The organism is Microcystis wesenbergii NRERC-220 (assembly GCF_032027425.1).
Lineage (GTDB): Bacteria > Cyanobacteriota > Cyanobacteriia > Cyanobacteriales > Microcystaceae > Microcystis > Microcystis wesenbergii_A.
This window is the reverse complement of sequence record NZ_JAVSJA010000001.1, coordinates 3,406,788-3,430,738: the sequence shown is the minus strand read 5'-3', so window position 1 is coordinate 3,430,738 and position 23,951 is coordinate 3,406,788. Positions and strand designations below refer to the sequence as shown.

Below are 23,951 nucleotides of genomic sequence, written 5' to 3'. Positions count from 1 at the left end.
AACGAACACTCCGAATACAGACCCTTATTTTACCCGATTCGTACTCACTTGCGCCGATTCTTTAGTTTTATCTTCAAACGCAACCATGATCGAGAAACGAATAGCGATCGCTTTCTGAGAAAAGATCGATCGCCAACCGACAATCCAAAACGCTGTCATTACCTTTCTAAAGCAACAAGCTAGTGGTTAGCTGATCACTGAAAGCTCCTTAAATATCTAACCTTTGGTAGATGCTATTAAGATGATTTAGGTGCTGCTGGGGATCAAAGCAACTTTCGATCTCGTCGGGGGATAAAATGCCGGTAACTCGCTCATCTTGGCTGATAAAAGCTTTAAAATTGCCGTTATCGGTGTTCCAAGCGCGATGGGCGTTTTCTTGGACGATTTTATAGGCAGATTCCCGGCTAATTCCCTTACTCACCAAAGTTAAAAGAACTCTTTGACTGAAAATCACGCCACCGTAAACATTCATATTTCGCTTCATGTTTTCGGGATACACCAGCAGATTTTTGACTAAATCGGTGATTTCCTTGAGCATAAAGTGGGTCAAAATGCAAACATCCGGCAGCATTACCCGTTCTACGGAACTATGGGAAATATCTCTTTCGTGCCAGAGGGCGATATTTTCTAAAGCGGAAACGCTATGACTACGGATAATTCTCGCCATTCCCGTTAAGCGTTCTGAACGGATGGGATTACGTTTATGGGGCATAGCGGAGGAGCCTTTTTGTCCTTTGGAAAAGTATTCTTCCACTTCTAGGACATCGGTTCTTTGCAGGTTGCGAATCTCCACGGCAAAACGTTCGATCGAAGCCGCTAATAAGGCTAATTGTTGCACATAATCGGCGTGTCGATCGCGGGAGATAACTTGAGTGGAAGCGGTATCCGGTTCTAATCCTAACTTCTGACAGGTTAACGCCTCAATTTTCGGGTCAATATTGGAATATGTTCCCACTGCACCGGATATTTTACCGATGGCGATGTCTTGGCGCAAGCGAATTAAACGATCGCGTCCCCGTAGCACTTCCGCTAACCATCCCGCTAGTTTAAAGCCAAAGGTGATCGGTTCGGCGTGAATGCCGTGGGAACGTCCCACCATGACTGTATAACGGTGTTCTTGGGCGCGATAGCGCAGGGCTTGGATAAAATCTTCTAATTGTTCTAAAATCAGGTTTAAACTGGCGACTAATTGTAAGGACAGGGCGGTATCTAATACATCAGAACTGGTTAAACCCAAATGAATATAACGTCCCGGCTCGCCCACATATTCGTTAACATTTGTTAAAAAGGCGATGACATCGTGGCGCACTTCTGCTTCTATTTCTAAAATGCGATCGGGATCAAAATTAGCTTTTGCCTTAATTTCTTCTACTGCATCCGCAGGAATATAGCCTAATTCTGCCTGCGCTTCACAGACGGCTATCTCTACCTCTAGCCATGTTTGATATTTATATCTATCCGTCCACAAATTCCCCATCGCAGGGAGAGTATAACGCTCGATCACTATTAATTCTTCCAAGACAACCGTTTAATTGTATCGGATCGGGGCAAGTCTGGGAATAGGCAGGGGGCAGCGGAGAGTTTTGTTTTCCCCACTCCCTTTTTAGCGGTTAGTGTTTTAGGTTCGATCCCCCCTTAGTCCCCCCTTGATAAGGGGGGTGCCGATAGGCGGGGGGATCCCCCTTGATAAGGGGGGTGCCGATCCCCCCTTAGTCCCCCCTTGACAAGGGGGGCATCTGATAATTTTTAACGCCTACCTACTTATCTTGTTTAATCTAGCCTGAATCGAACCCCTACCCCCTTGCTTCAACCCATGCTCGCATTTTACCCGGATTGTTCAATCCGTAGGGATCGACGAGTTGTTTAAATTCTAGTTGCAGGGGATTAATCTGTCTGCTGCCGCCATCTTCCATGATATAAGTGTGAGGATTGGCAATAGCTGCCCCCTGTTGTTCATAGATAGCAATAATCTCATTTAATCGAGTTTCTGTGGTAAATTCTAGCAAGGGAAGACCGGCGGGAATAACTTTACCTTGAAATTTCAAAAATTCTAGGTGCATCATTATTTCCTCCCCAAAATAATTATAGAGTTTCTCTACCGTGGCTAGATTAAAATAAAAAGCTTGTAGATAAGTTATCTTGGGGTTAAAACTACGCGCATGGAGAGTGGTATGATTCCAAGTAAATTCTAAGATACTGTTGCCTTTTTGAGTTTCTTCTGGCGTTTTATAGTAGGTAAGTTCACCATTATATTCTTTAATTAAAGATTCTAATGCGACTCGATCGCTGTCCGATACTATTAACAAAACTGCCGCTTTTCCTGTGGGTAAATAATCCTTAAGAGCGGTAAAATAAGCAGGAATTGGCCAGGAGTGAACGCTAACCATTTTCTTGACAATGCCATCACTATCACTGAGAGCTTGACCGAATTTAGCGGCGGTGATAAAATCGGCAAAAGTAACGATAAATTCTGCCCAAGGATAACAGGGAGCGAGGGCTATTTCTAACTCGGTAATAATGCCATTTGTTCCGTAGGCATGATTGACTTTTTCTACCTCATCCCCCCGTAGTTCGATAATTTTTGGTTCCGCTTCTAGGGTGACTAATTGCACTGCTTGCAGATTGCCTCTATCCTTCAATTGTCCATAATTAATCGAACCCATGCCCACACTGCCACCCCCGATAAAACCGCCAATTGTCGCCGTCCGATAGGTAGAGGGAGCCATTCTTAATTCCCAACCGATTGCGCGAGCTTGTTTATCAAAAAATGCCATTTTTACCCCCGCTTCTACCCGTGCTGTACCCGGTTCGATCGAGATAATTTTTGTTAGTTTGGTTGTGTCTAAAATTACTCCTCCCTGCAAGGGAACACATTGACCATAATTACCTGTACCCGCACCTCTAACTGTTAAAGGAATTTGGTATTTAACGCAGGTTTTAGCGATGTCAATAACCTCTTGGCTATTCTGGGGACGAATGACTAAATCAGCCCGTTTATCTTGCAGTTGTGCTTCTAAAATGGGACTAAAATGATAATAATCCAAGGAAAGTTTCGCCACTTGCCCGGGATCGGTGATAATTTCCAGATGGGCAAGTTCTTGAATGAGATTTTGACAGTTAGATTTCATGGTTAAGTAGAGATTGCTGAAAAAGTGTATTGGTGGGGTTAGGAGTCAGGAGTCAGGAGTCAGGATTCAGGAGTCAGGATTCAGGAGTCAGGAGATTATTTTTATTTATTCTTCCCACACCCCACATCCTACACCCCACACCCCACACCCCACACCCTACACCCCACACCCAATCAGCGATCGCTGGATAAGGAAAAATTAAAAACCGATCGCCTAGGGGATCGGTTTTACTAAGAAGTATAAACTTTTATTAACTTTGTTTGCTGAGAAACTGTTGAGCTTGTCTAATGGCGGCAGCGCCGATGTTGAAGACAGCCCAGCCACCAGCAATAAGCAAAGGGGTTAAAACGATTAACACTCTCCAGTCCATAGATTTCCTTCTCCTCGGTCAGTGCTTAAAAGATTGTTACTTGATTCTCATTTTATATTTATACCCTAATCCGCCCGTTTTGGGAATCCGGTATCAGTAGCTTTTCCCGCATGAACGAGGGCAAGTTTAGCATAGCGCTCGGCGTGTTCGATCAACTCTTGAGCCTCCTGTGGCGACACTTCCCGGACGCGTTTAGCGGGAATGCCCACCACTAAAGATCGCGGTGGTATATCTTTTGTCACAATACTACCCGCCCCGACAATACTACCCGCCCCGACGCGCACACCATCGAGAATCACTGCCCCAATGCCGATTAAACAACCGCGTTCAATATGGGCTGCGTGAATTACCGCCCGATGCCCGATGGTAACGTAATCTTCAAGGATAGTAATTTTGCCTGGATCTCCGTGTAGGATCGCCCCATCTTGGATATTAGTATAGGCCCCAATTTCGATGCGTTCCACGTCGGCACGCAATACCGCCCCATACCAAACACTTACCCCCACAGCTAGGGAAATATCGCCCATTACCGTGGCATTAGGGGCGATAAAAGCCGCTTGACTGACATCGACAAGGGGCCAGAAATTAGAAGTTGATCTTAAGTTATCTAAAGACATGAAAGGATCTGCACTAAAGTCGAAAGAGAATACCCGTCCAATTTGGTTGGGTATAATATGGATAGGATTATTGGTACAAAGATAGCAATTTTTAGTTTAGGTTCTTCCATGATCAATGCAAGTTTACAATACCCTGTTTTTGGCCCCGATATCCATTGTCCTCACTGTCGGCAGCTAATCCCCGCCCTCACTTTGACGGATACCTATTTGTGTCCGCGCCATGGAGCTTTTGAAGCCGATCCCAAAACGGGAGAGTTGGTTCACTTGCAGTCAGGACGGCATTGGCGACTCTGGAATGGTGAGTGGTATCGTCAACACACCCACCCGGATGGCATTCGTTTTGAGATTCACGAAGCACTCGATCGCCTCTATACTCAAGGATTTAAAGCGACTAAAGTAATTATTGCCAACCGTTATCGCGATCTAGTTAGTTCCTACCTAGAACGTAACACCACTTGGCGCGGTAATGGACCGGGTGAAGCCACTATTCCCCGTCTCTACGGTTTACCGGTAGAATTTAGCCCCGATGCCCCCGATCAACCCTGTTGGGATGTAATTAATTTTGATCTGGAAAAAGAACCGGGGGTTCCCAAACGTTACCCCTATTTTCGTCTTTTTGATTAATCAGTTATCAGTTATCAGTTATCAGTGGATAATCTCACTTAATAAACTCATAATCTCAAAACTGAATCGGGAGGCGGATCAATGAATGATTGCTTGTCAACTCCGAGTTCTGACTGATTACTGATTACTGATTAAGTAGTCGGACATAAATTCTGTTGTCTATCTTAAGAAATGTAAATTGCCGCAATTCTTACTGAATCCTGACTCCTGACGACCGACTCCTTACCCCACAGTTAACTTTACTTTTGTCCAACTACTTACTGATCACTGAAAATGCACCATGCTTCTATTCGGACGGCTAATATCCATCGGGCGATCGCTTTTTATCAACTTCTCGGTTTTACCCCAGAGGAAAGATTCACTACGGGTTATACTTTGGCCTGTTGGCTAACGGGGTTAAACGGACGCATCGAATTAATCCAAATTCCCCAACCGAAACCCGCACCCGATGCCTTTAGTGATCAGCATTATGTCGGTTATTATCACCTGTCTTTTGACCTAACAGAAAATGTCAGCAATTTACCAGAATGGTTAGAAAAATTAACCAATAACTTTCAGCAAGCCCATCAAGAGGATGCTGATTTATATCAACCTTTAAATATTCTTTTACAACCCCAACAACAGATGATCGGCGATCATGTCTATGAAGTCATTTTTATTGCCGATACAGACGGTTTACCCTTGGAATTTATCCGTCGTTTAACCTAAAAAGATTGTCCCACTTCTAAGACTTTTGTTTGGCCGTTGCGAGACAAAATAACCTGTTGATTCCCCCGGAGAAATACGAGTAGTTATCCCCTTATTATCAAATAAAGCTGAAGATCGATCGCCTAAATCCATCACCCCCACCAGGGTATTTTTCACCTGATTATTGGTAGGAATAAGCACTGCCACCGGCGGTTTCACCTCGGGGGCAGCCGGTAATGGTGGCGCAGAAATATCGGGATTTGGGGGTGGAACCGGGACAATTTTGGCAGTGGTTTTAGGGGGTTGGGGATAAACGGGAACGTAAATTCTTTCTATTACCCTAGGAGTATTATTAACCGGTAAATTAGCGGGTGGTGGTGGTGGAACTGTGGCTACTGGAGAAGGGTTATTTTTAGGAGAAGGATAAGGATCGGGGGATGAAGTTTGACCTTGGCGATCGATAATAGTCAGAGATGATTGCAGATAGGCGATAAATTGGCGAGCCTCTGGAGAAACTGTGCCATTTTGAGAGACAGGGGCATTTTTTTGACTGATTAGCCCTGCCACCACCCAACCTAGATAGACGCAAGCAATGACAAAAATAACCTTATCTAGGGGCATTCTGGGATTTTCTTCATGGCCTGCTGCCATATTTTTTGCACTCCTCGATCGCTGCTGTCGTTTCGATTCTAACAGGATAGCGCATCGCCAAAAACAATTTTTAAATTGCTCAAAATGCCCCTAGGGGGGATATAATAGAAAAAGAATGATGTATCTTAATATAAATAAAGTTTTGTAACAATTCTGAAATCCTTTGCTCAACTCTACCCTAGTCCCCGCCAATCCCGATCGCCTGAAACCCCTAGTCCCTAACTGGGAAAAATGTCAATCCGTCTTTTGGACAGCAGCATTTCTGGTATCAGTCCCCGTGTTCCTGCAAGCGCCCCTAGTGCGCTACTATCCCGAAATTAGCCTAGGTTTAACCGTTTTCTGGGTGGGGTTAGGGATTTGGCTGCTCAAACAAGCAAAAATCAGTCTTTGGGGAGATTTACTTTTGGGCTTTAGTTGGAGTTGGTTAGCAGGTTCTCTGTACTGGGGTTGGTGGCGTTGGGAACCGTTGATCCATATTCCCATGGAAGCGATCGGGCTGCCCTTTGTTCTCTGGGGATTATACAAAGGTCGCGGCAAAGTGGGCAATCTTTTCTATCTGGGTTCTTTGTTAGGGACCGCCATCACCGATTTATATTTCTATCTAACGGGACTAATTCCCTACTGGCGACAATTAATGACCGTGGAACTAGATCCCAACCTAGTATCGCCGATATTTGATAACGCCTTGGCCCAAATTCAGACCCCCTGGGGCATCAGTTGGGCGATCGTGCTGCTCAACCTGCTCCTAGCGATCGGTATCTATCCTTTGCAAAAACGGGTATGCCATTGGTGGGCATTTAGCGGAGCCGTATTGAGTACAATTTTAGTCGATGGTTTATTTTGGATTACCGCTTCTCTGGCTTAATGGTTTTTCTAGCTCATTTCCATTTCTAGTCAATAGAATAAACTATATAGTTAGCACCCCCTGTCTATCGCTGCTCATACACCCGTGGCTCTACTAGGACAAAATCCCTATTTACTACTCCATACCGAGAAGGGACAACGTTTTTTCCCTCTCGTGGGGAGACCTTACTGGACAATCGGACGGGGCAAAGATAACGATATCATGATTAAAGATCACTGTATCTCTCGTAATCACGCTATTTTACAATCCACGGAAACAGGAGATTTTTATCTGATCGATCTGGGTAGTCGCAATGGAACTTTTGTCAATGAGAGAAGGTGAGATACTTTCTTCTCTGATTGGCAATTGGTTTCGCCATGCAGGGAGTATTATCCGCAGTTCCGGCAGTTGGGTAGATAAATATATTGGTGATGCGATCATGGCCATCTGGTTTCACGGCCAACAGGAAGTCCATCAAGACGATATCCTGCAAATTTTCGCAGCAATTACGCAACTATACAACGTGACCTGCGCCTTAAGCGAACAATATCCTTTACCCTTCAAATTACGCATCGGTGCGGCAGTGAATACCGGTTATGCCATGGTGGGTAATACTGGCAGCGGTGAACATCCAGATTATACGGCGATCAGCGATACAGTCAACGCCGCTTTTCGTTTAGAGTCGGCTACTAAAGAAATGGGTAGGGATTTAGCCATCGGAGCAACTACCTACAGTTATCTCATCGGTTTACCCTATCTCCACCAAGCTTTCGAGCAACATACCGTCAGTCTGAAAGGATACGACGATAACACTATTACCTACGGAACCACTTTTGATGACTTGGATCGTTTCCTCGATGCCAATAGTAGTGAGGAGATGACCGGAATTACAGGAGTTGCCAGCAGTGTCGGTTTTAAAGATTGAAAGTGAACTACTCTCAAGGTCGTTGAGAGCTTCCTGTTTCACGGGGGATTGCCGCAGACCCTACTTAAGACTGTCCACTAAAAACTCACATCTGATAACTGATAACTGATAACTGATAGCTGACCTACTCCTCGGCGGCGGCGAGAACTAAATCTTCCTCTTCCAGGGCGGGAGGGACTTCAATTTCTGCGACTACTTCCGAGACGGTCCGGCCTTCCGCTTCCGCTAGACGTTTTTCTCGGTATTTAATCGCCATTTCTTCCGCTTTTTCAAACACTAATGGGCGATTTTTTAGCATATCTCCCGGTTCTGGTTCTAATTGTTTAGTCGAGAGGGAAATGCGACCTCTTTCGGCATCGAGATCGATAATCATCACTTTCAACTCATCATTGACATTGAAAACCGTGTGGGGGGTGTCAATGTGATCGTGAGAGATTTCGGAAATATGCAGTAAACCACTGACTCCACCGATATCAATGAAAGCACCGTAGGGCTTGATTCCGCGCACGGAACCGATTACCACCTGTCCCACGGCTAAACCGTTCATCTTGCGTTCCACTAAAGCGCGACGATGACTTAAAACCAGACGGTTGCGATCCTCATCCACTTCTAAAAACTTTAAGGGCAATTCCTGACCGACTAAATCCTCTTTCGCTTCTCTGGTGCTAATGTGAGAACCTGGGATAAAGCCGCGGAGACCTTCAATCCTGACTAATGCCCCACCACGGTTAGTGGCGAAAACATTCGAGCGCACGGTAGCATCTTCTTTTTGCAATTGACGCACCCGTTCCCAAGCGCGCATATATTCGATGCGACGGATCGACAGGGTTAGCTGTCCATCTTCATTCTCGTCGGTAAGAATGAAAAACTCCCTGGTTTCGTTAGGTTGTAAAACTTCTTCGGGATTATCGACGCGGTTGATCGACATCTCCTGCACGGGGATAAAAGCGGCGGTTTTAGCACCGATATCGATGAGCGCTCCCCGGGGTTCCATGCTGAAAACAGTCCCGGCGACAACATCTCCCGGACTGAAATGATAATCGTATTTGTCTAGAAGGGCGGCAAAATCTTCATGGGTAAAGCCTATGTTTTTGTTTGCGGTTTTTTGGGTGGTCATGTACGTTGTTTGGTCCTCGGAATTTCCGTAGGTTTTTCCTCCTATGTGATGTACAGTTTCTAAATACAGGAGATGCCTCCCAATTTAGTTTCTAGGCAGGGCCTAGGGGATGAACTGCCGCATCCTGCTTTCTTGCAGGCAATCTGCCTCAAGAATGACTTTTAAGAATCTAACCAGAGCTTGGACTTTAAATAGCACAAGGGATCCTAATTATAACTGAATCGGGAACTATTTAGGGTTTGCTGAATAAATCTAAAAACATTGTTCGATAAGACTTTTAGACCTTTTTGAAATCCAAAAGTACCGCCTATTGGAGTGATCGGGGGGAAATTTTCAGGACTTTTTCCCTGAAAATTAGGTAATTGACCCCCTGAAAATGGGTAAAACCCTACACCCTACACCCTACACCCCACACCCTGCCCCCAGGAAAAACTTTTTGCCGCAAAGCCTATTTAAGACGAGGTGATCACGCTGGCTTCTTCCACTTGAGACCAAGAAGGATAGGCGCGTTCGATTTCGGAGGATTGCAGCAGAGCTAAAGCGGCGATAAAGTCTCTAATTCCCTGAAAATTGCCGTAAACCGAAGCAAAGCGCACATAGGCCACTTCCGATTCTTGCCGGAGGTATTCTAGGACTAATTGACCGATCTCCTGACTTGTTACCTCCCGTTTTGAGTCTTGCTGCAGACGGGATTCGATATCATTGACGATCGCCTCTAATCTTGAGTGGGGAATGCCGGTTTTTTCGCAAGCGCGAACGATCCCCCGCAGCAATTTAGAGCGATCAAAAGATTCCCGTTTACCATCTTTTTTAATCACCGTGATCGGCACGAATTCGATGCGCTCGTAGGTGGTGAACCGATATTTACACTGTAAGCATTCACGACGACGACGAATGCTCTGACCGTTTTCGGAGGAACGGGACTCTAAAACGCGACTATCGGTATGCTGACAATTAGGACACTGCATAGGAGGCGCTCGGTGAGGGGAACCTTTAATTTAAGCCTTTAAATACGAAAACCAGAGCCGCTAACCTGCTTTTGACAAGCGGGCGGCTCAGGGAAGAAAATTATTAACCTAAACGGAGTTAAGAAATTTACTTTTGAATCCGGGGAGGTTCCCGGAAGGCGATGGCGAAGAAAATTACCGCCAAAGCCATAGTTAAAACCAAAATGTAAGCGACGCTTTCCATGGTTGGACATCCTACAAGATTGCTATGACAATCCTATAGTATCAGGAAATGAGCTTTTCGGCTTGTCTAGGGATGTAATCTACATCCCCAGAATCAGTGGCGATCTATTTAACGCTAACTTTTGCCCCGGCATCTTCCAGTTTTTTCTTGACGGCGGCGGCATCATCTTTGTTGGTGCCTTCTTTAACCGCTTTGGGAGCGGCTTCTACTAGGTCTTTCGCTTCTTTGAGTCCTAAACCGGTCAATTCGCGCACTACCTTGAGGATAGCAATTTTCTTGTCGGCGGGAACTTCTTCAAGAACGACGTTAAATTCGGTTTGTTCTTCCACAACTTCAGCCGCAGCCGCGGGAGCAGCCCCGGGGGCAGCCATCATCATCATGCCACCGGCCGGAGCGGCGGCGCTAACTCCGAAGGTTTCTTCGATACCTTTGACTAATTCAGCAGCTTCTAAGAGGGTAAGGGTTTTGAGTTTTTCTAAGATTTCAGCTACAGCAGACATGGGTTAGACTCCTAATTGTTTTAAGTGATCGATTGGTGCGGTGTTAAGCCGCTTCTTTTTCTTCTTGACGGGCCACGGCATCGACGGCACGGGCCAAAGATGCGGGAACTTCGTTGATGCTGCGGGCCAGTTTGGCGGCAATGGCGTTGATTGCTCCGGCGGCCTGAGCGATTAACTGTTCTTTCGACGGTAAATCGGCGATCGCTTTGATCTGATCTTCTGTTAACAGTTGACCTTTTGTCCCTTCTTTGAGGACACCGCCGCGCAATTCGGTTTTTTTGCTTTCTTTTTTGAACTCTTGATAGGCCTTGAAAGCTCCACCGATATCCTCTTTTACGAGCAGAAAGGCGGATGTTCCCGATAAAAGGCTTTTCATCGGTTCCCAGCCACTATCTTCAGCGATCGCCAAGCCCATCAAAGTATTTTTGGTGACTTTACAAATCGTTCCCGTGGGGCGCAATTTGCGGCGTAGATTGCTGATTTCGGCGACGGTTAAACCTTGATAGTCGATGACCATCGTTAATTGAGCTTCCCTCAGGGAGGTTTTTAATTCTTCTAGAATTACTCCCTTGCTTTCTCTGCTTCTCCCCATCCCTTGTTCACCTCCTGTATGCGGGGGACCGGTTCCACAGGCACAAAAATAACCCCTTGTAGCGCCGGGGTTGAGTGGAGAGAATTCAGTTCAGGCACGACCAAGACAGAAAATATCTCTTTCTTTAGTCTTTTTGGCTGCTGTTTTCTCGCTTTGACCTCGGCAGGGTATTTAAGCTGTTTCGCACCTGCTGTCTTTGGCTTAAGCCAGTGTTTTATTATAACATTATTGCTGGGTTTATGTCAAGCCCTAGGAGAGATTGTCCAATGCGATCGCACAGTGTCTTTCATTGTAGCAGTTATCTTAATGGTGAGGTAGGAAGTCTCTGGTTTGAGGGAACGCCGGAACGCTGGAACTGCGGAACATTAGACCTCTTGCATAAATCAACAAATTTTCTTCAAATGTAGGGAAAAGGGGGTGTATGTTAAAGGCTAAAATTTTTTGGGGCTTTTTGCGTCGTCAAGTCCAAACTGGTTGTATTTTGAACTGCCAAAACTATTGAATGTTCTTTGATTCTTTCTACTGTACTTTTGGCTTGGGCAGCAATTAGTTCTGAAGGTGGAAAATAGGGGGAATTACCAAAATCATACCAAATCCGTTTTTAATAGTGTGATTACTGGCACTCCCTGCTCCCCACTCTTCTATGCCTTTTCAACAGGATTTAGTATTAGATTAAGACTTCCCCTATTTTACTCTTCAACTCAACGAACAGGCTCACTTGCTGGGTATGACAGCAGGTAAGCTGCCCGCGCATTTAAATTGCTTGTTGAGACGAGGCAAGAGGCACTCTTGCAAGAGGCAACAGTAAAGGGATTGGGGGAGATTCGGCTAATCTTAAGAATAAGCGCTTTAAATGGGTCTTAGCTTAACACCTGAATACAGTCCGCACAAAAATGAATGAGCATGGTGCGTTCCCAAAAATCGATCGGTGGAGCAGCAGGAGTTGCATTAGGGAACGCACCCTACCAGAGCTACTTATAACGAGACAAATGGGGGAGGAGAACCGATGTCATCCGCAAATAGTTGTGTTAGAATGGCGAAAAATTCTCACAATTGATAATTATGTTAGCAGAGTTAGCCGCCGCCGAAATCGCTAAAATCGCCTTTGAAGCTGTTATCGGTAAATTAACGGAAGCAGCCATGGATAAAGGTGTAGAATTGTGGGAAAAAATTAAGCAAAAGTTACAAAAGGAACCCACCGCAGCCAAGGTTTTAGCGGCAGCCGAACAAACTAAATCCGAGGCGATGATTGAACAGCAAGTGGTTCCTTTTTTACAGGTAGAAATGCTCAAAGATCCCAATTTTGCCCAAGAAATCCAAACCCTAGCACAACAAATTATGATAATTAATCAGAATCAAACAGAAACGAAAACTCAAATTGGTACGCAAATTAACAAAGATATTAAACAACAATTGAACATTCAAGAAGTTAAGGGTAATTTAAATCTAGGAATCCCTCCTGAATGACTGGCGGATCTGCACCCAAAAGCAGACGCAATAGAAAATAATCGCAGTAGTCAAAGGAGTATTTTAAGGGGAGGAGATGCTCGAAAAAGTCTCGCCTATTGGCAAGGAAGGAAGGAGGAAATCACCCAAATTAAGCAGTTATTTAATGATAAAAATGTTGCGACGATTGGCATCAAAGGAGTTGGAGGAATTGGAAAATCTACCCTAGCCAGTAAAATTTTTGAGGAGAAAATTACCCTAGATCCTTCCCTAGGGGACGATGAAGATTTATTCCCAAAACGCTTTTGGTGGGAAGCGGGAAATCTGGGCGGATTTAGTGGTTTAGCTCGCCAATTCCTGACGGACTTTGGTTATCCCGTCCCCGAAAAAGAAATAGATTTACAGGAAGCTTTAATCAGACAATTGCAACGCCATCGCCACCTAATTATTATCGATAATCTAGAGAGTTTATTAGGGGAAGATGGTTCTTGGAATAATGAATTTTATCAGCAGTTTTTCACTGCTTGGATAGAAAAAGGTGACACGAGCAAAATTATAGTCACCACCAGAGAAAAGCCAAAAACTAGGGGTTTTAACCGTTGGCGTTGGATTGAGCTAAAAGGTTTGAAACCTCCTGAAGGGGCGCAATTGTTAGCAGAATCGCAAATAACAGGGGATCTAGAGAACTTTTCTCGACGGGTGGATGGTCATCCATTACTCCTGCGATTGGTGGCGGATTTAATCTTAGCCGAATTTCCGCAAAACCCCAGTTTAGAAAGGTTAGCGGATTTAGGATTAGGAAATTTATCGCAACTTTTGAGCGATTCGCAGGTGGTGGGGAGTCATCGTCAAGAGACAGTGGGAATTGCTTTAGTTTTAGATGCTAGTTTTCAGCGACTTAGCCAAAGACAGCAAGAATTATTCACTAAAACCAGCATTTATCGCCGAGAATTTGATTCTCCGGCAGCCAAAGCGGTGATGGATAATTACCCGGAGATCGCACTGTCCGAGATCACGGCAGATCTGCGAGAATTACAGCGACGATCATTATTAGAAGAAAAAGAGGAAAATCGCCAGCGAATTTTTAGTTTTCAGCCTTTAGTTTGGGAATATGCACAATACAAAGCCGGCGATCAAAGGGAATTACACCAAAAAGCGATCGCCTATTATCTTTCTATTGCTAAACCCGACTCCTGGGAAATCCTCAACGATGTGCAACCTTACCTAGAAATTTTCTATCATCACTATCAGTTAACCGAGTACGACAATGCTTTTGATATTCTCCGTACTATCGAGGATTTTCTCACCCGACGGGGGTATTATCAAACCCTAGCGGATTATTACCTTGAATTAGTCACTGTTTACCAACAACAGGAGGAGCAAACCAACTGGAAATATACCGCATCCCTCACCAGTTTAGGCAATGCTTACGGTTCACTAGGAGAATACCAAAAAGCGATCGAATTTCATCAACAGTCCTTAGCAATCAAACGGGAAATCGGTGATCGGGGGGGTGAAGCGAAATCCTACGGTAATTTAGGCGTTGTTTACTATTTACTAGGAAAATACCAAAAAGCGATCGAGTTTCATCAACAGTCTTTAGCAATCACACTGGAAATCGGTGATCGGGGGGGTGAAGCGGCATCCTACAATAATTTGGGCCTTGTTTACAAATTCCTAGGAGAATACCAAAAAGCGATCGAGTTTTATCAACAGTCCTTAGAAATCACACGGGAAATCGATGATCAGGGGGGTGAAGCGGCATCCTACAATAATTTAGGCATTGTTTACGATTCCCTAGGAGAATACCAAAAAGCGATCGAGTTTTATCAACAATCCTTAGCGATCGAACGGAAAATCGGTAATCGGAAGGGTGAAGCGTATTCCTACATGGGTTTAGGCAATGTTTACGATTCCCTAGGAGAATACCAAAAAGCGATCGAGTTTCATCAACAGTCCTTAGCAATCACACGGGAAATCGGTGATCGGGGGGGTGAAGCGTATTCCTACAATAATTTAGGCATTGTTTACGATTCCCTAGGAGAATACCAAAAAGCGAGCGAGTTTCATCAACAGTCCTTAGCAATCTTTCGGGAAATCTTTGATCGGGGGGGTGAAGCGTATTCCTACATGGGTTTAGGCAATGTTTACAAATCCCTAGGAGAATACCAAAAAGCGAGCGAGTTTCATCAACAGTCCTTAGCAATCTTTCGGGAAATCTTTGATCGGGGGGGTGAAGCGAAATCCTACAATAATTTAGGCATTGTTTACGATTCCCTAGGAGAATACCAAAAAGCGATCGAGTTTTATCAACAGTCCTTAGCAATCAAACGGGAAATCGGTGATCGGGGGGGTGAAGCGAAATCCTACAATAATTTAGGCAATGTTTACCTTTCCCTAGGAGAATACCAAAAAGCGAGCGAGTTTTATCAACAATCCTTAGCAATCACACGGGAAATCGGTGATCGGTGGGGTGAAGCGGCATCCTACAATAATTTAGGCTCTGTTTACGGTTCCCTAGGAGAATACCAAAAAGCGAGCGAGTTTTATCAACAGTCCTTAGCAATCCTTCGGGAAATCCGTGATCGGGGGGGTGAAGCGAAAGCTTGGTTTAGTCTGGGACTTACCTACTATAAACTCGATCGTATATCGGAAGCGAAAGAAGCATTTCTTCAGTCGCGGGAATTATTTCAAGCATTGGGGTTAGCAGGATATGTTCAAAAGTGCGATGATAAAATTCGGCAATTAGAAACCCGAAAATATCCCTTAATCGTTGCTTTCTTTCTGGGGGTGGTTATGTTTCCTTTCGTTTTAATTGGGGGGATTATCGTGGCATTGTGGCGATTGTTAAAAAGATGGTTGAGGAAAGCATAATTAGGGGTAGGATGGGTTAGGAATCCCTTATTTTTAACCTGAGTTTGACATCTGCTAAGTAGTCGTGCAAAATAAATTTCCTAGTGAAGAAAGGCAAAAGGCAAGAGGCAAGAGGCAAGGGGGGGTTAGATATGTGTAATTAATTTTGCTTAGGTACTTAGTTTCCCCTTATAACTACCGTAAAGTGAGAAATTATAGTAATATTTCTAAGGATTACCAGAAAAGAAAGAGCGCCACGCTGCTGTTCCGATCGCTCCTCCTAAAAGAATAATCAACGTCCAAACTTGATTTTTTTGGGTTCCTTCCAGCTTTTCTAGTCTTCTATCCATCCCATCGACTTTCTCAGTTAGTTTTGCCTGTCCCACCTCTAGCTTAGTTAACCGTTCGTCGATTTTCTCAAATTTCTGGTTAATATCTTTCTGTAGGCTGTCAAATTTCTGGTTAACATCTTTCTGTAGGCTGTCAAATTTCTGGTTAAAATCCTTCTGTAGGCTGTCAAATTTCTGGTTAAAATCCTTCTGTAGGCTGTCAAATTTCTGGTTAAAATCCTGTTGCAAGGTATCGATTTTTTGGTTAAAATCCTTCTGTAGGCTGTCAAATTTCTGGTTAACATCTTGTTGCAAGGTATCGATTTTTTGGGTGACATCTCTTTGTAGGATATCGATTTTTTGGTTAACTTCCTTGATGCTGTCTTTGATTTCCTTGAGGACAGATTCAAGACTATAAGTAACGGTTTCGTTGGACATTTTGGTAAAGTCCCTGTGAGTAAGTTTTCTTAAGCGCTCTCCGTTGATAGTACACTAATTTTATCTTAACCTCCAGTTGACAGAACCTAAAATCCTAGACTTTCGCATCTAACGCACACTGGAAGTTTTTCGGTGATGTTTTTGCTAATTTGATTCTTACTCATCCACCTAGCAGTATGGCGATTGTTAAAACGCTGGTTTAGGAAAGCATAATTGCGTAGGGTCAATTTTATCTCTAGATTAGCGGAGAGAACGAATCTGCAATTGGTAATAATTCTCGTCTAAACCTTGATTATGCTTGTTATTAACCGAATTAAGCTGTTTTTGCAGTGCCAAAATGCGATCGCTGGTAGCGGGATGGGTGCTGAGAATTGCGGGGGTAGAAGCCCCCTGTTGTGCTAATTTTCCCATAAAGGAGATCATCGCCTTGGCTGCATAACCGGCCTCAGCTAGATTGTTTAAACCCAGTTGGTCCGCCTCTAATTCATCCTTGCGACTATTGGGCAGATTATAGGCGAGATTGACCCCCAATTGTACCCAAGTTTTTGTGTCTAATCCCGCCGCGCTGAGAAGTCCTTGGGCGAGGGCAGTATTGCGTAATTGGGTGATAGAATGACGACCGACGATATGGCCGATTTCATGGGCAATAACACTGGCTAATTCTGCCTCATTATCAGCAGTTTTAATCAATCCCGTGTGTAAATAGACAAATCCGCCCATAGTAGCGAAGGCGTTAATGCTATTGTCGCGCAGCACGTGAAAAGTGTAGGGAAGGTCAGGGCGATCGCTAGTTGCCGCTAATCGCTGCCCGATTTCTTGGACATATTGGTTAATTCTGGCATCTTTGGACAGTTGTATCTTGCCTGATTCTAATAAACCCTGATTAATCTGCTTACCGAGGGCGACTTCCTGCTGAGGAGAAATAGTGGCGAGTTGAATAACTTGCACACCGCGAAAAAGTAAATCCATCCACGAGCGTGCGAAACTAGGTTGGGGATTGATCATCCCGATACTGAGGGTGAGCAGCAGAGTAATAAGGGTTAATAGCCAAAAACGGCAGAAAATAGGGCGCATAGACGATTCGATCCCATAAAAACCTCATTCCCATTCTAGACAGTCAACATCACCCTTTGCCGGTTACGTACCTAAGCAAAATTAATTACACATATCTAACCATCTCTTGCCTCTTGCCTCTTGCAAGAGTGCCTATCTTCACTAGGAAATTTATTTTGCACGACTACTCACTGTCCCCGATTGGTTTGATAGACGTAAAAGTTAAATAAATCGAATAAACTGCCAACAAAAGCAAAGGTGACAGCGATGGTGAACATTCCTTGTAGGGGATAACCGCCGCCGAAAATGGTTAAAAATTGCAGGATTTGGCTAAAACCGGTCTGAGAAACCCAAGTAAAGCCGGGGACGTGACTGGTGGCGAATAAAGCAGCTAAAATAGAACCCACCAAGAGGACGGGGGCAACAAAACTTAATAGGGTGGAAAATAGCAGGGAACGGAGCAAAGTAAGCATGAATGCTGATCTCCAGAGAATTAGCGGGCGATCGAACGGGAATAGGAATCTACACTCGCTCCCCTCTAGGATATACGTTCATCTCGGCTGGGGGCGGTTTGTTAAAAAATCTTAAAATATCATTAAGATTCTTGGTTAACAACGATTAAGTGGTACACGGCGTCGGGTGTGGGGTGTGGGGTGTGGGGTGTGGCCCCCCAACCCCCCCGACATCGGGGGTGTGGGGTGTGGGGAGAATAAATAGAAATAATCTCCTGCCTTTTGCCTCCTGCCTTTTGCCTTTTGCCGACCGCCGACCGACGACCGACGACCGATCACGGGTAACTGATCACTGATAACTGGAACTACCTGAAGCATTGATCCCCGTGGTGTGGTACTGTCAATTCAGTGTGTTTATCGGCACTGGCTTAAGATTTGTCGCTATTGTCCTCCCCTTCTCCTGTCGCTGTTTTTGAGGCTTTCTATGACCGACATTCCTTTCACCCTAGACCAACTGAGAATTATCAAAGCGATCGCTGCCGAAGGAAGCTTTAAACGGGCGGCAGATACCCTGTATGTATCTCAACCGGCGGTCAGTCTTCAGGTACAAAACCTCGAAAAACAGCTAAATGTGCCGTTATTTGACCGGGGCGGTCGGAAAGCCCAATTAACGGAAGCGGGACACCTACTCTTAAGCTACGGCGAAAAAATTATCACTCTCTGTCAAGAAACCTGTCGGGCGATCGAAGATCTACAAAATCTGCAAGGGGGAACCCTGATCATCGGAGCTTCCCAAACCACGGGAACCTATCTTCTTCCCCGCATGATCGGGCTTTTTCGGCAAAAATACCCAGAAGTATCCGTACAGCTACAAGTTCATTCCACCCGTCGCACCTCTTGGAGCGTTTCTAACGGTCAAGTGGATTTAGCCATTATCGGGGGAGAAGTTCCCGCCGAATTACAAGAAACCCTGCGGATTATCCCCTACGCAGACGATGAACTGGCTTTAGTCCTGCCTATTTTTCATCCTCTGTCTAAGGTAGAAATGATTCAAAAAGAGGATTTATATCGACTAAAATTTATCACCCTCGATTCCCAATCGACGATTCGCAAAGTCATCGACAAGGTTTTAACCCGTTGCGAGATCGATACCAAACGCTTAAAAGTGGAGATGGAACTTAACTCGATCGAGGCGATTAAAAATGCTGTACAATCCGGGTTAGGGGCGGCTTTTGTCTCGGTGACAGCGATCGAAAAAGAACTACAAATGGGCGTGATCCACGCTACCAGAATTAAAGATGTGGAAGTACGTCGCACTTTATCGGTAATTATTAACCCGAATCGTTATCGATCGAAAGCTGCCGAGGCTTTTACCCTGGAAATACTACCCCAATTCTCCACCTATCCGGAATATCTGGCTGACGACCACAACTTTGAACCGATTCCTAACTCGCAACCCGCCGAAATTATGAGTAAATAAGTCGATCGAGACGGGCTAAATCTCCCTCGGAACATTTAAGCTATCTCTTGGGAAAATTACTGCCGGGATAAATTACTTTTTTATCGACTTTAATCCAATGGAGACTCTCTAAACGACTTCTAAGATTAGTAATAGTTACTCCCAACTCGTCGGCGATCGCATACAGATGTCCCCATTTAGTCAAGTCACGGCCCTTGATGGCTTTCTCTAACTCACTCATCGCCATTAGTAAACAACTGGCAAAATATTGGGCTTGCCATTCAATTCTTTGGCTAGAATCAACTGTCCGACATAGAAAAGGTTGAATTGTCTCTAGGGAATCTCCCTGATTGATTCGATCCAAAAAATTAGAGACAGCCGTTTGATTAATATGAAGGACAAAATGACCAATTTCATGGGCTAAACTCGAATTTTTAAAACCTTCTTTTGCTAGGGATGAATTTTGGGAATCTTTTAAGAATTTTACATCTTCATTGAGAATAATTTTCTTTTCTGTGGGAATAATCATTGCGGCGATTTCTCCCTCTTTATCTGCCTTTATATCCGTCCATTCAATAGCCAAATCAAAATGATCGGCCGTCGCTTCCGCAATATCGCAATTTTTTAAGGGACGACGACGATGAGCTTTTACTTTCTTCAGAATATCGTCTGCCTGAGTTTCAATCACTGCTTTGGGAATAAAACTATAGGGTTTAATAATATCCAAGATATCTACTCCTGCTCATCTAATTTTGTCGCCTCAGAAATAATTTTTTTGGCAAAATTGGGATTGTCTTTCATGCGACGCAATAAAATCGGCATTTGTTGGTATTTTTGAACTAATTCTTTAAAGACTTTTTGATCATCTGAACTAATTCGTCCCGCCAATTCCCCTAAGGTTTGAGCATTTAATTTTAAATGAGTCGCTAAGGACTCAATAACTTGCTGACTAGGAGGATAACCCGCATGATCATTTTCTAGCTTCGATAGATAGGTATAGTCCACCCCAATCAACTTAGCTAGTTCTCTCTGACTATATTCTTCCTCTCGACGAGCTTTGCGGATAACCTGTCCAAATGTTTCTGACACTGCTTTTCTCTCAATCGCTCAAAAAAATTATATCAAGGGTTGACTTAAATAGTCAACATAGGCTAGAGTTAGTTTATTGGCGTTGATTATTTTAGTCAACACCAGAGCAAACACTGCCGTATCATCCTAGCATTATCCTGACCGAGGGAAAAAATCGTGTCCTGCCAGTTACCCAAAAAGCCTTGGGATCCTCCGATGAGCTATAGTCTTTGGCGATCGCTTAAACCGGCGATTGGCTATGAGAATTGGCATTGTCAGACAAAACGGGGGTTTGAAAAAGCGCGAAACAAAGAACCAGAAGTCCAAAGATTAATATCGCAAGATAATCAGTCGCAAAAAATTGGTAAGTTGGCACAACGAGGAGTTTTTGAGTTTCATCAAGAGCCGGCGAGATTATCCGGTTCTGATGGGGTGGAACAAGTGGCAGAAATCCTGCAATTAAATCAAGAATCTCCAGAAATTCAAGCCAGGGTTTTAGTAATTTTAAACAATTACTATCAACAACCAATTTTATTGAATAAAGAGATTATTAATTTATCTAGAGGCGATGAAGGTTATCCAGAACCTATTGTTATCGAGCAAGGTAACTATCGGTTTAATTTGTCCGCTGCCTTTGATTGTATTTTTAGAGAAGCTGATGACACTATACATATTTTAGATTTGAAAACTGGTCAATCTAATTTTGATCGTCGTCAGGCTCATGTTTATTTACTGGCGGCTAGTTACCGTTATCCTCAGGAAAAAATTGTCGCTTCTTTTTACAATTTAGAAACCCAAACAAGCTCAGAAAATATCTCCCTGTCTTCCGAGGCAATAGAAGCAGTTAAAATCGAACTAGCTTTCCTGTCCAAAAAACATCAGCAACAACTACAAAAATATAAAGATCACCCCGAAGATTTTTATCATATTTTCCCGCCCCAAAGTGGCTATGCCTGTCGTTATTGTCCTTTTACATCGATTTGTGATTATGCAAATAAGGAGGTTTAGATCATGAATTACACAGTAGCTAACACAGCCAACTCTCCAATATTTTTGAGTGAAATTAGTTCCTTAACTCTCAACAATAGTTGTTTGAATTGTTTTAAGTTTAATCATCAAGTTACTAAAAAAATAGGCAATCGTTTTAGTTGGCAATTCAGTCATAAGTTTCCTGCTGTGGTGGTTATTTTTGAAGATAATTGTTTTTGGGTATTAGCTAAAGATGAAAAATCTATTCCTTCTCTACAACAGTGGAAAGAAGCTTTATCAGATATTCAAGAGGTTTTACGAGAAGATATTGGCGATCACTATTATTCTATTCATTGGCTAAAAGACTTTCAGATAACAGCTTTAGTTACAGCACAATTAGCAGTTAGAATTCTGAAAATATTTGGTAAATTTTCCTATCCAATAGTTTTTCCTAAAGATAGTGAGATAAGTGAAAACCAAGTACAGGTAAGGAGAGAAGTTGATTTTTGGGCAGAAATCATCAATGACACCGATCCGGCTATTTGTTTAACTGTTGACAGTAGTATTGTCTATAGTGGAGATTTAGAACAATTTTATGAAAATCATCCCTATAGACAAGATGCTGTTAAATTATTAGTAGGGTTAAAGGTTAAAGATATAGAAACCAATGGGACAGCTAAAATTATTAAAATAGCGGGTACAATTGGGGAAAAAAGAGAGGAAATATTTAAAAAAGCTACGGGTTCAATTAGTCGAAGAAAATTAGAAGAAGCTCATCTGGGGCAGCCAGTGGTGGCGGTACAATTTGGCAAAAATCCCAAGGAGTATATTTATCCATTGGCAGCTTTAAAACCCTGTATGACAGATAAGGATGAGAGTTTATTTCAAGTCAATTACGGAGACTTATTAAAGGAAACAAAAATTTCCTATGCTAAACGACAAGAACTATTAAAGTTGTATAAACAGGAAGCACAAAAGACTTTGAATAACTTTGGTTTTCAGTTAAGAGAAAGAAGTATTAACAGCCAAGAATACCCCGAAGTCTTTTGGACTCCTTCTATTTCTCTTGAGCAAACTCCTATCTTATTTGGTAAGGGAGAAAGGGGAGAAAAAAGAGAAACTCTCAAAGGATTATCGAAGGGGGGTGTATATAAACGTCATCGAGAATATGTTGATCCTGCTCGTAAAATTCGTTTAGCTATTCTCAAACCAGATAGTTTTAAAGTAGGAGATTTTAGAGAACAATTAGAAACCCGATTAAAGCTTTATAAATTTGAGACTATTTTGCCACCAGAGAATCAAATAAATTTTTCTGTCGAAGGTGTAGGATCCGAAAAAAGAGCTAGACTGGAAGAAGCAGTTGATCAATTAATTCGAGGAGAAATTCCTGTAGATATTGCCTTAGTATTTCTTCCCCAGTCTGATCGCAATGCGGATAATACTGAAGAAGGGAGTTTATATTCCTGGATTAAAAAAAAGTTTCTGGATCGTGGAGTTATAACTCAAATGATTTATGAAAAGACTTTAAATAATAAGAGCAACTATAATAATATTCTCCATCAAGTTGTCCCAGGAATCCTAGCCAAATTAGGAAATTTACCCTATGTCCTTGCTGAACCTCTAGAAATTGCCGATTATTTTATTGGTTTAGATGTGGGAAGGATGCCTAAAAAAAATCTTCCGGGGAGTCTCAATGTTTGTGCAAGTGTGCGACTATATGGCAAACAGGGAGAATTTGTTCGCTGTCGGGTAGAAGATAGTTTAACCGAGGGAGAAGAAATTCCTCAACGGATTCTGGAAAATTGTTTACCGCAAGCTGAACTAAAAAATCAGACAGTTCTCATTTACAGAGATGGTAAATTTCAAGGAAAGGAGGTTGAAAATTTACTGGCAAGAGCTAGAGCAATTAATGCTAAATTTATTCTCGTAGAATGTTATAAGACTGGCAGTCCTAGACTTTATAATCTTCAGCAAAAACAGATAAATGCTCCCTCCAAAGGATTAGCTTTAGCTTTATCAAATCGGGAATTTATCCTGATCACGTCCCAAGTTTCTGAACAAATAGGTGTTCCTCGTCCCTTGCGCTTAAAAGTTCATGAATTAGGAGAGCAAGTAAATTTAAAACAGTTAGTTGACACTACCTTAAAATTAACTTTACTTCACTATGGTTCTCTCAAAGATCCCCGTTTACCTATCCCTTTGTATGGAGCGGACATTATTGCTTATCGACGCTTACAAGGAATTTATCCTAGTTTATTAGAAGATGATTGTCAATTCTGGCTTTAGAGAGGAAAATTATGTATAATTCCCATAGCAATCTACACCATCTAGAAAAATTAGTCAGTGATTTAGTTAACCAAATTAGTTTACTGACGGCAGAAAATCGAGCAATTAAAGAAAGATTAGCCTATCTTGAATGGGACTTACACCGAGAAAATGGTTGTTTACAATCTGAAAATTTATCTCTACGTCAAATGGTTGACTACTGCTCCGAAGAATATAATCCTCTTGAGGATTCTCTAAGATAATTACTATAGCAGTTACTAGGAATTGCATAGCCGTTTTTTCTGGGGGAGCAAGCTTTAGATTTTTTTCTTATTTCTTTGAGCGAAAAATGTCTATTATCAAAGGCGATATT

Annotated in this window: 24 protein-coding genes, 3 pseudogenes and 1 other annotated feature; of the genes and pseudogenes, 10 read left to right on the top strand and 17 right to left on the bottom strand. The window is 43.1% G+C overall.

The features are described from left to right. Window positions 1-24: 24 nt before the first annotated feature. From RAM70_RS16730 to RAM70_RS16710, 5 genes are all read right to left on the bottom strand, one after another. Window positions 25-159: a hypothetical protein gene (locus tag RAM70_RS16730; RefSeq protein WP_312674714.1), complete on the bottom strand. Its 135-nt coding sequence runs from the start codon at window positions 157-159 to the stop codon at window positions 25-27. A gap of 49 nt (window positions 160-208) precedes the next feature. Continuing rightward, window positions 209-1,504 carry an adenylosuccinate lyase gene (gene purB / locus RAM70_RS16725; protein WP_045357973.1) on the bottom strand — a complete coding sequence of 432 codons (1,296 nt, stop codon included), beginning with the start codon at window positions 1,502-1,504 and terminating at the stop codon, window positions 209-211. Between the two features lie 289 nt (window positions 1,505-1,793). Next, window positions 1,794-3,128: an FAD-binding oxidoreductase gene (locus tag RAM70_RS16720; RefSeq protein ID WP_312674713.1), complete on the bottom strand. Its 1,335-nt coding sequence runs from the start codon at window positions 3,126-3,128 to the stop codon at window positions 1,794-1,796. A 250-nt stretch (window positions 3,129-3,378) separates the two neighbouring features. Beyond that, complete coding sequence (locus tag RAM70_RS16715) at window positions 3,379-3,498, bottom strand: photosystem II protein Y (RefSeq protein ID WP_002747397.1); 120 nt, start codon at window positions 3,496-3,498, stop codon at window positions 3,379-3,381. 65 nt (window positions 3,499-3,563) lie between these two features. Then, window positions 3,564-4,115, bottom strand: a complete 552-nt coding sequence (locus RAM70_RS16710) for a gamma carbonic anhydrase family protein (protein WP_002798512.1) — start codon at window positions 4,113-4,115, stop codon at window positions 3,564-3,566. A gap of 108 nt (window positions 4,116-4,223) precedes the next feature. Between RAM70_RS16710 and RAM70_RS16705 the strand changes: the two genes are divergently transcribed. Both RAM70_RS16705 and RAM70_RS16700 read left to right on the top strand, forming a co-directional pair. After that, a complete protein-coding gene (locus RAM70_RS16705; protein WP_045357972.1) occupies window positions 4,224-4,739 on the top strand; it encodes a TIGR02652 family protein in 516 nt (171 codons plus the stop codon). A 273-nt stretch (window positions 4,740-5,012) separates the two neighbouring features. Then, window positions 5,013-5,447: a VOC family protein gene (locus RAM70_RS16700; protein ID WP_045357775.1), complete on the top strand. Its 435-nt coding sequence runs from the start codon at window positions 5,013-5,015 to the stop codon at window positions 5,445-5,447. Here the strand turns inward: RAM70_RS16700 and RAM70_RS16695 are convergent. Next, a pseudogene (locus RAM70_RS16695) lies at window positions 5,444-6,077 on the bottom strand (hypothetical protein). The gene RAM70_RS16700 and the pseudogene RAM70_RS16695 overlap by 4 nt on opposite strands. Before the next feature lie 163 nt (window positions 6,078-6,240). Here RAM70_RS16695 and RAM70_RS16690 point away from each other — a divergent pair. Together RAM70_RS16690 and RAM70_RS16685 are read left to right on the top strand one after the other, a co-directional pair. Continuing rightward, on the top strand, window positions 6,241-6,942 hold the full coding sequence (locus RAM70_RS16690; RefSeq protein WP_045357769.1) for a DUF3120 domain-containing protein: 702 nt from the start codon (window positions 6,241-6,243) through the stop codon (window positions 6,940-6,942). 84 nt (window positions 6,943-7,026) lie between these two features. Further along, window positions 7,027-7,846, top strand: a pseudogene (locus RAM70_RS16685) (FHA domain-containing protein). A gap of 124 nt (window positions 7,847-7,970) precedes the next feature. Here the strand turns inward: RAM70_RS16685 and RAM70_RS16680 are convergent. The 6 genes and pseudogenes from RAM70_RS16680 to RAM70_RS16655 form a co-directional block, all read right to left on the bottom strand. Continuing rightward, the gene (locus RAM70_RS16680; protein ID WP_002757124.1) at window positions 7,971-8,963 is read right to left on the bottom strand and encodes a 30S ribosomal protein S1; all 993 of its coding nucleotides are present in this window, start codon (window positions 8,961-8,963) and stop codon (window positions 7,971-7,973) included. 452 nt (window positions 8,964-9,415) lie between these two features. Beyond that, a complete protein-coding gene (gene nrdR, locus RAM70_RS16675) occupies window positions 9,416-9,931 on the bottom strand; it encodes a transcriptional regulator NrdR (protein WP_045357764.1) in 516 nt (171 codons plus the stop codon). A gap of 127 nt (window positions 9,932-10,058) precedes the next feature. After that, window positions 10,059-10,154, bottom strand: a complete 96-nt coding sequence (locus tag RAM70_RS16670) for a photosystem II reaction center protein T (protein WP_071823417.1) — start codon at window positions 10,152-10,154, stop codon at window positions 10,059-10,061. A 104-nt stretch (window positions 10,155-10,258) separates the two neighbouring features. Further along, window positions 10,259-10,654 carry a 50S ribosomal protein L7/L12 gene (rplL, locus tag RAM70_RS16665; RefSeq protein WP_045357761.1) on the bottom strand — a complete coding sequence of 132 codons (396 nt, stop codon included), beginning with the start codon at window positions 10,652-10,654 and terminating at the stop codon, window positions 10,259-10,261. 43 nt (window positions 10,655-10,697) lie between these two features. Next, window positions 10,698-11,246, bottom strand: a complete 549-nt coding sequence (gene rplJ, locus RAM70_RS16660) for a 50S ribosomal protein L10 (RefSeq protein ID WP_002757128.1) — start codon at window positions 11,244-11,246, stop codon at window positions 10,698-10,700. Between the two features lie 36 nt (window positions 11,247-11,282). Then, window positions 11,283-11,464, bottom strand: a sequence feature (ribosomal protein L10 leader region). A 221-nt stretch (window positions 11,465-11,685) separates the two neighbouring features. Further along, window positions 11,686-11,835: pseudogene (locus RAM70_RS16655) on the bottom strand (IS4 family transposase); the annotation flags it as partial. A gap of 473 nt (window positions 11,836-12,308) precedes the next feature. On the opposite strand from RAM70_RS16655, the gene RAM70_RS16650 reads away from it, so the two are divergent. Together RAM70_RS16650 and RAM70_RS16645 are read left to right on the top strand one after the other, a co-directional pair. After that, window positions 12,309-12,713 carry a hypothetical protein gene (locus RAM70_RS16650; protein ID WP_312674699.1) on the top strand — a complete coding sequence of 135 codons (405 nt, stop codon included), beginning with the start codon at window positions 12,309-12,311 and terminating at the stop codon, window positions 12,711-12,713. Between the two features lie 120 nt (window positions 12,714-12,833). After that, the gene (locus tag RAM70_RS16645) at window positions 12,834-15,566 is read left to right on the top strand and encodes a tetratricopeptide repeat protein (protein WP_376750921.1); all 2,733 of its coding nucleotides are present in this window, start codon (window positions 12,834-12,836) and stop codon (window positions 15,564-15,566) included. Window positions 15,567-15,772: 206 nt separating this feature from the next. On the opposite strand, the gene RAM70_RS16640 is transcribed toward RAM70_RS16645, so the two are convergent. The 3 genes from RAM70_RS16640 to RAM70_RS16630 all read right to left on the bottom strand — a co-directional run bounded on the left by RAM70_RS16640 (window position 15,773) and on the right by RAM70_RS16630 (window position 17,838). Further along, complete coding sequence (locus RAM70_RS16640; RefSeq protein WP_312674697.1) at window positions 15,773-16,312, bottom strand: DUF4164 family protein; 540 nt, start codon at window positions 16,310-16,312, stop codon at window positions 15,773-15,775. Between the two features lie 240 nt (window positions 16,313-16,552). Then, window positions 16,553-17,386: a M48 family metallopeptidase gene (locus RAM70_RS16635; RefSeq protein ID WP_045357754.1), complete on the bottom strand. Its 834-nt coding sequence runs from the start codon at window positions 17,384-17,386 to the stop codon at window positions 16,553-16,555. 167 nt (window positions 17,387-17,553) lie between these two features. Then, on the bottom strand, window positions 17,554-17,838 hold the full coding sequence (locus tag RAM70_RS16630; protein WP_045357752.1) for a hypothetical protein: 285 nt from the start codon (window positions 17,836-17,838) through the stop codon (window positions 17,554-17,556). A 463-nt stretch (window positions 17,839-18,301) separates the two neighbouring features. On the opposite strand from RAM70_RS16630, the gene RAM70_RS16625 reads away from it, so the two are divergent. Further along, window positions 18,302-19,297 carry a LysR family transcriptional regulator gene (locus tag RAM70_RS16625; RefSeq protein WP_045357750.1) on the top strand — a complete coding sequence of 332 codons (996 nt, stop codon included), beginning with the start codon at window positions 18,302-18,304 and terminating at the stop codon, window positions 19,295-19,297. 40 nt (window positions 19,298-19,337) lie between these two features. Here the strand turns inward: RAM70_RS16625 and RAM70_RS16620 are convergent, their stop codons facing one another. Both RAM70_RS16620 and RAM70_RS16615 read right to left on the bottom strand, forming a co-directional pair. Beyond that, entirely contained in the window at window positions 19,338-20,003 is a 666-nt protein-coding gene (locus tag RAM70_RS16620; RefSeq protein WP_312674690.1) for an ImmA/IrrE family metallo-endopeptidase, read from the bottom strand. Between the two features lie 5 nt (window positions 20,004-20,008). Next, window positions 20,009-20,365 carry a helix-turn-helix domain-containing protein gene (locus RAM70_RS16615; RefSeq protein WP_045357746.1) on the bottom strand — a complete coding sequence of 119 codons (357 nt, stop codon included), beginning with the start codon at window positions 20,363-20,365 and terminating at the stop codon, window positions 20,009-20,011. 195 nt (window positions 20,366-20,560) lie between these two features. On the opposite strand from RAM70_RS16615, the gene RAM70_RS16610 reads away from it, so the two are divergent. From RAM70_RS16610 to RAM70_RS16600, 3 genes are read left to right on the top strand one after another with little or no spacing between them, the layout of a single operon-like run. Next, complete coding sequence (locus RAM70_RS16610; RefSeq protein ID WP_312674689.1) at window positions 20,561-21,352, top strand: PD-(D/E)XK nuclease family protein; 792 nt, start codon at window positions 20,561-20,563, stop codon at window positions 21,350-21,352. Between the two features lie 3 nt (window positions 21,353-21,355). Next, entirely contained in the window at window positions 21,356-23,599 is a 2,244-nt protein-coding gene (locus RAM70_RS16605; RefSeq protein WP_312674688.1) for a Piwi domain-containing protein, read from the top strand. A gap of 11 nt (window positions 23,600-23,610) precedes the next feature. After that, window positions 23,611-23,841 (top strand): hypothetical protein, encoded by a 231-nt coding sequence (locus RAM70_RS16600; protein ID WP_312674687.1) that lies wholly within the window; start codon window positions 23,611-23,613, stop codon window positions 23,839-23,841. Window positions 23,842-23,951: the final 110 nt, after the last annotated feature.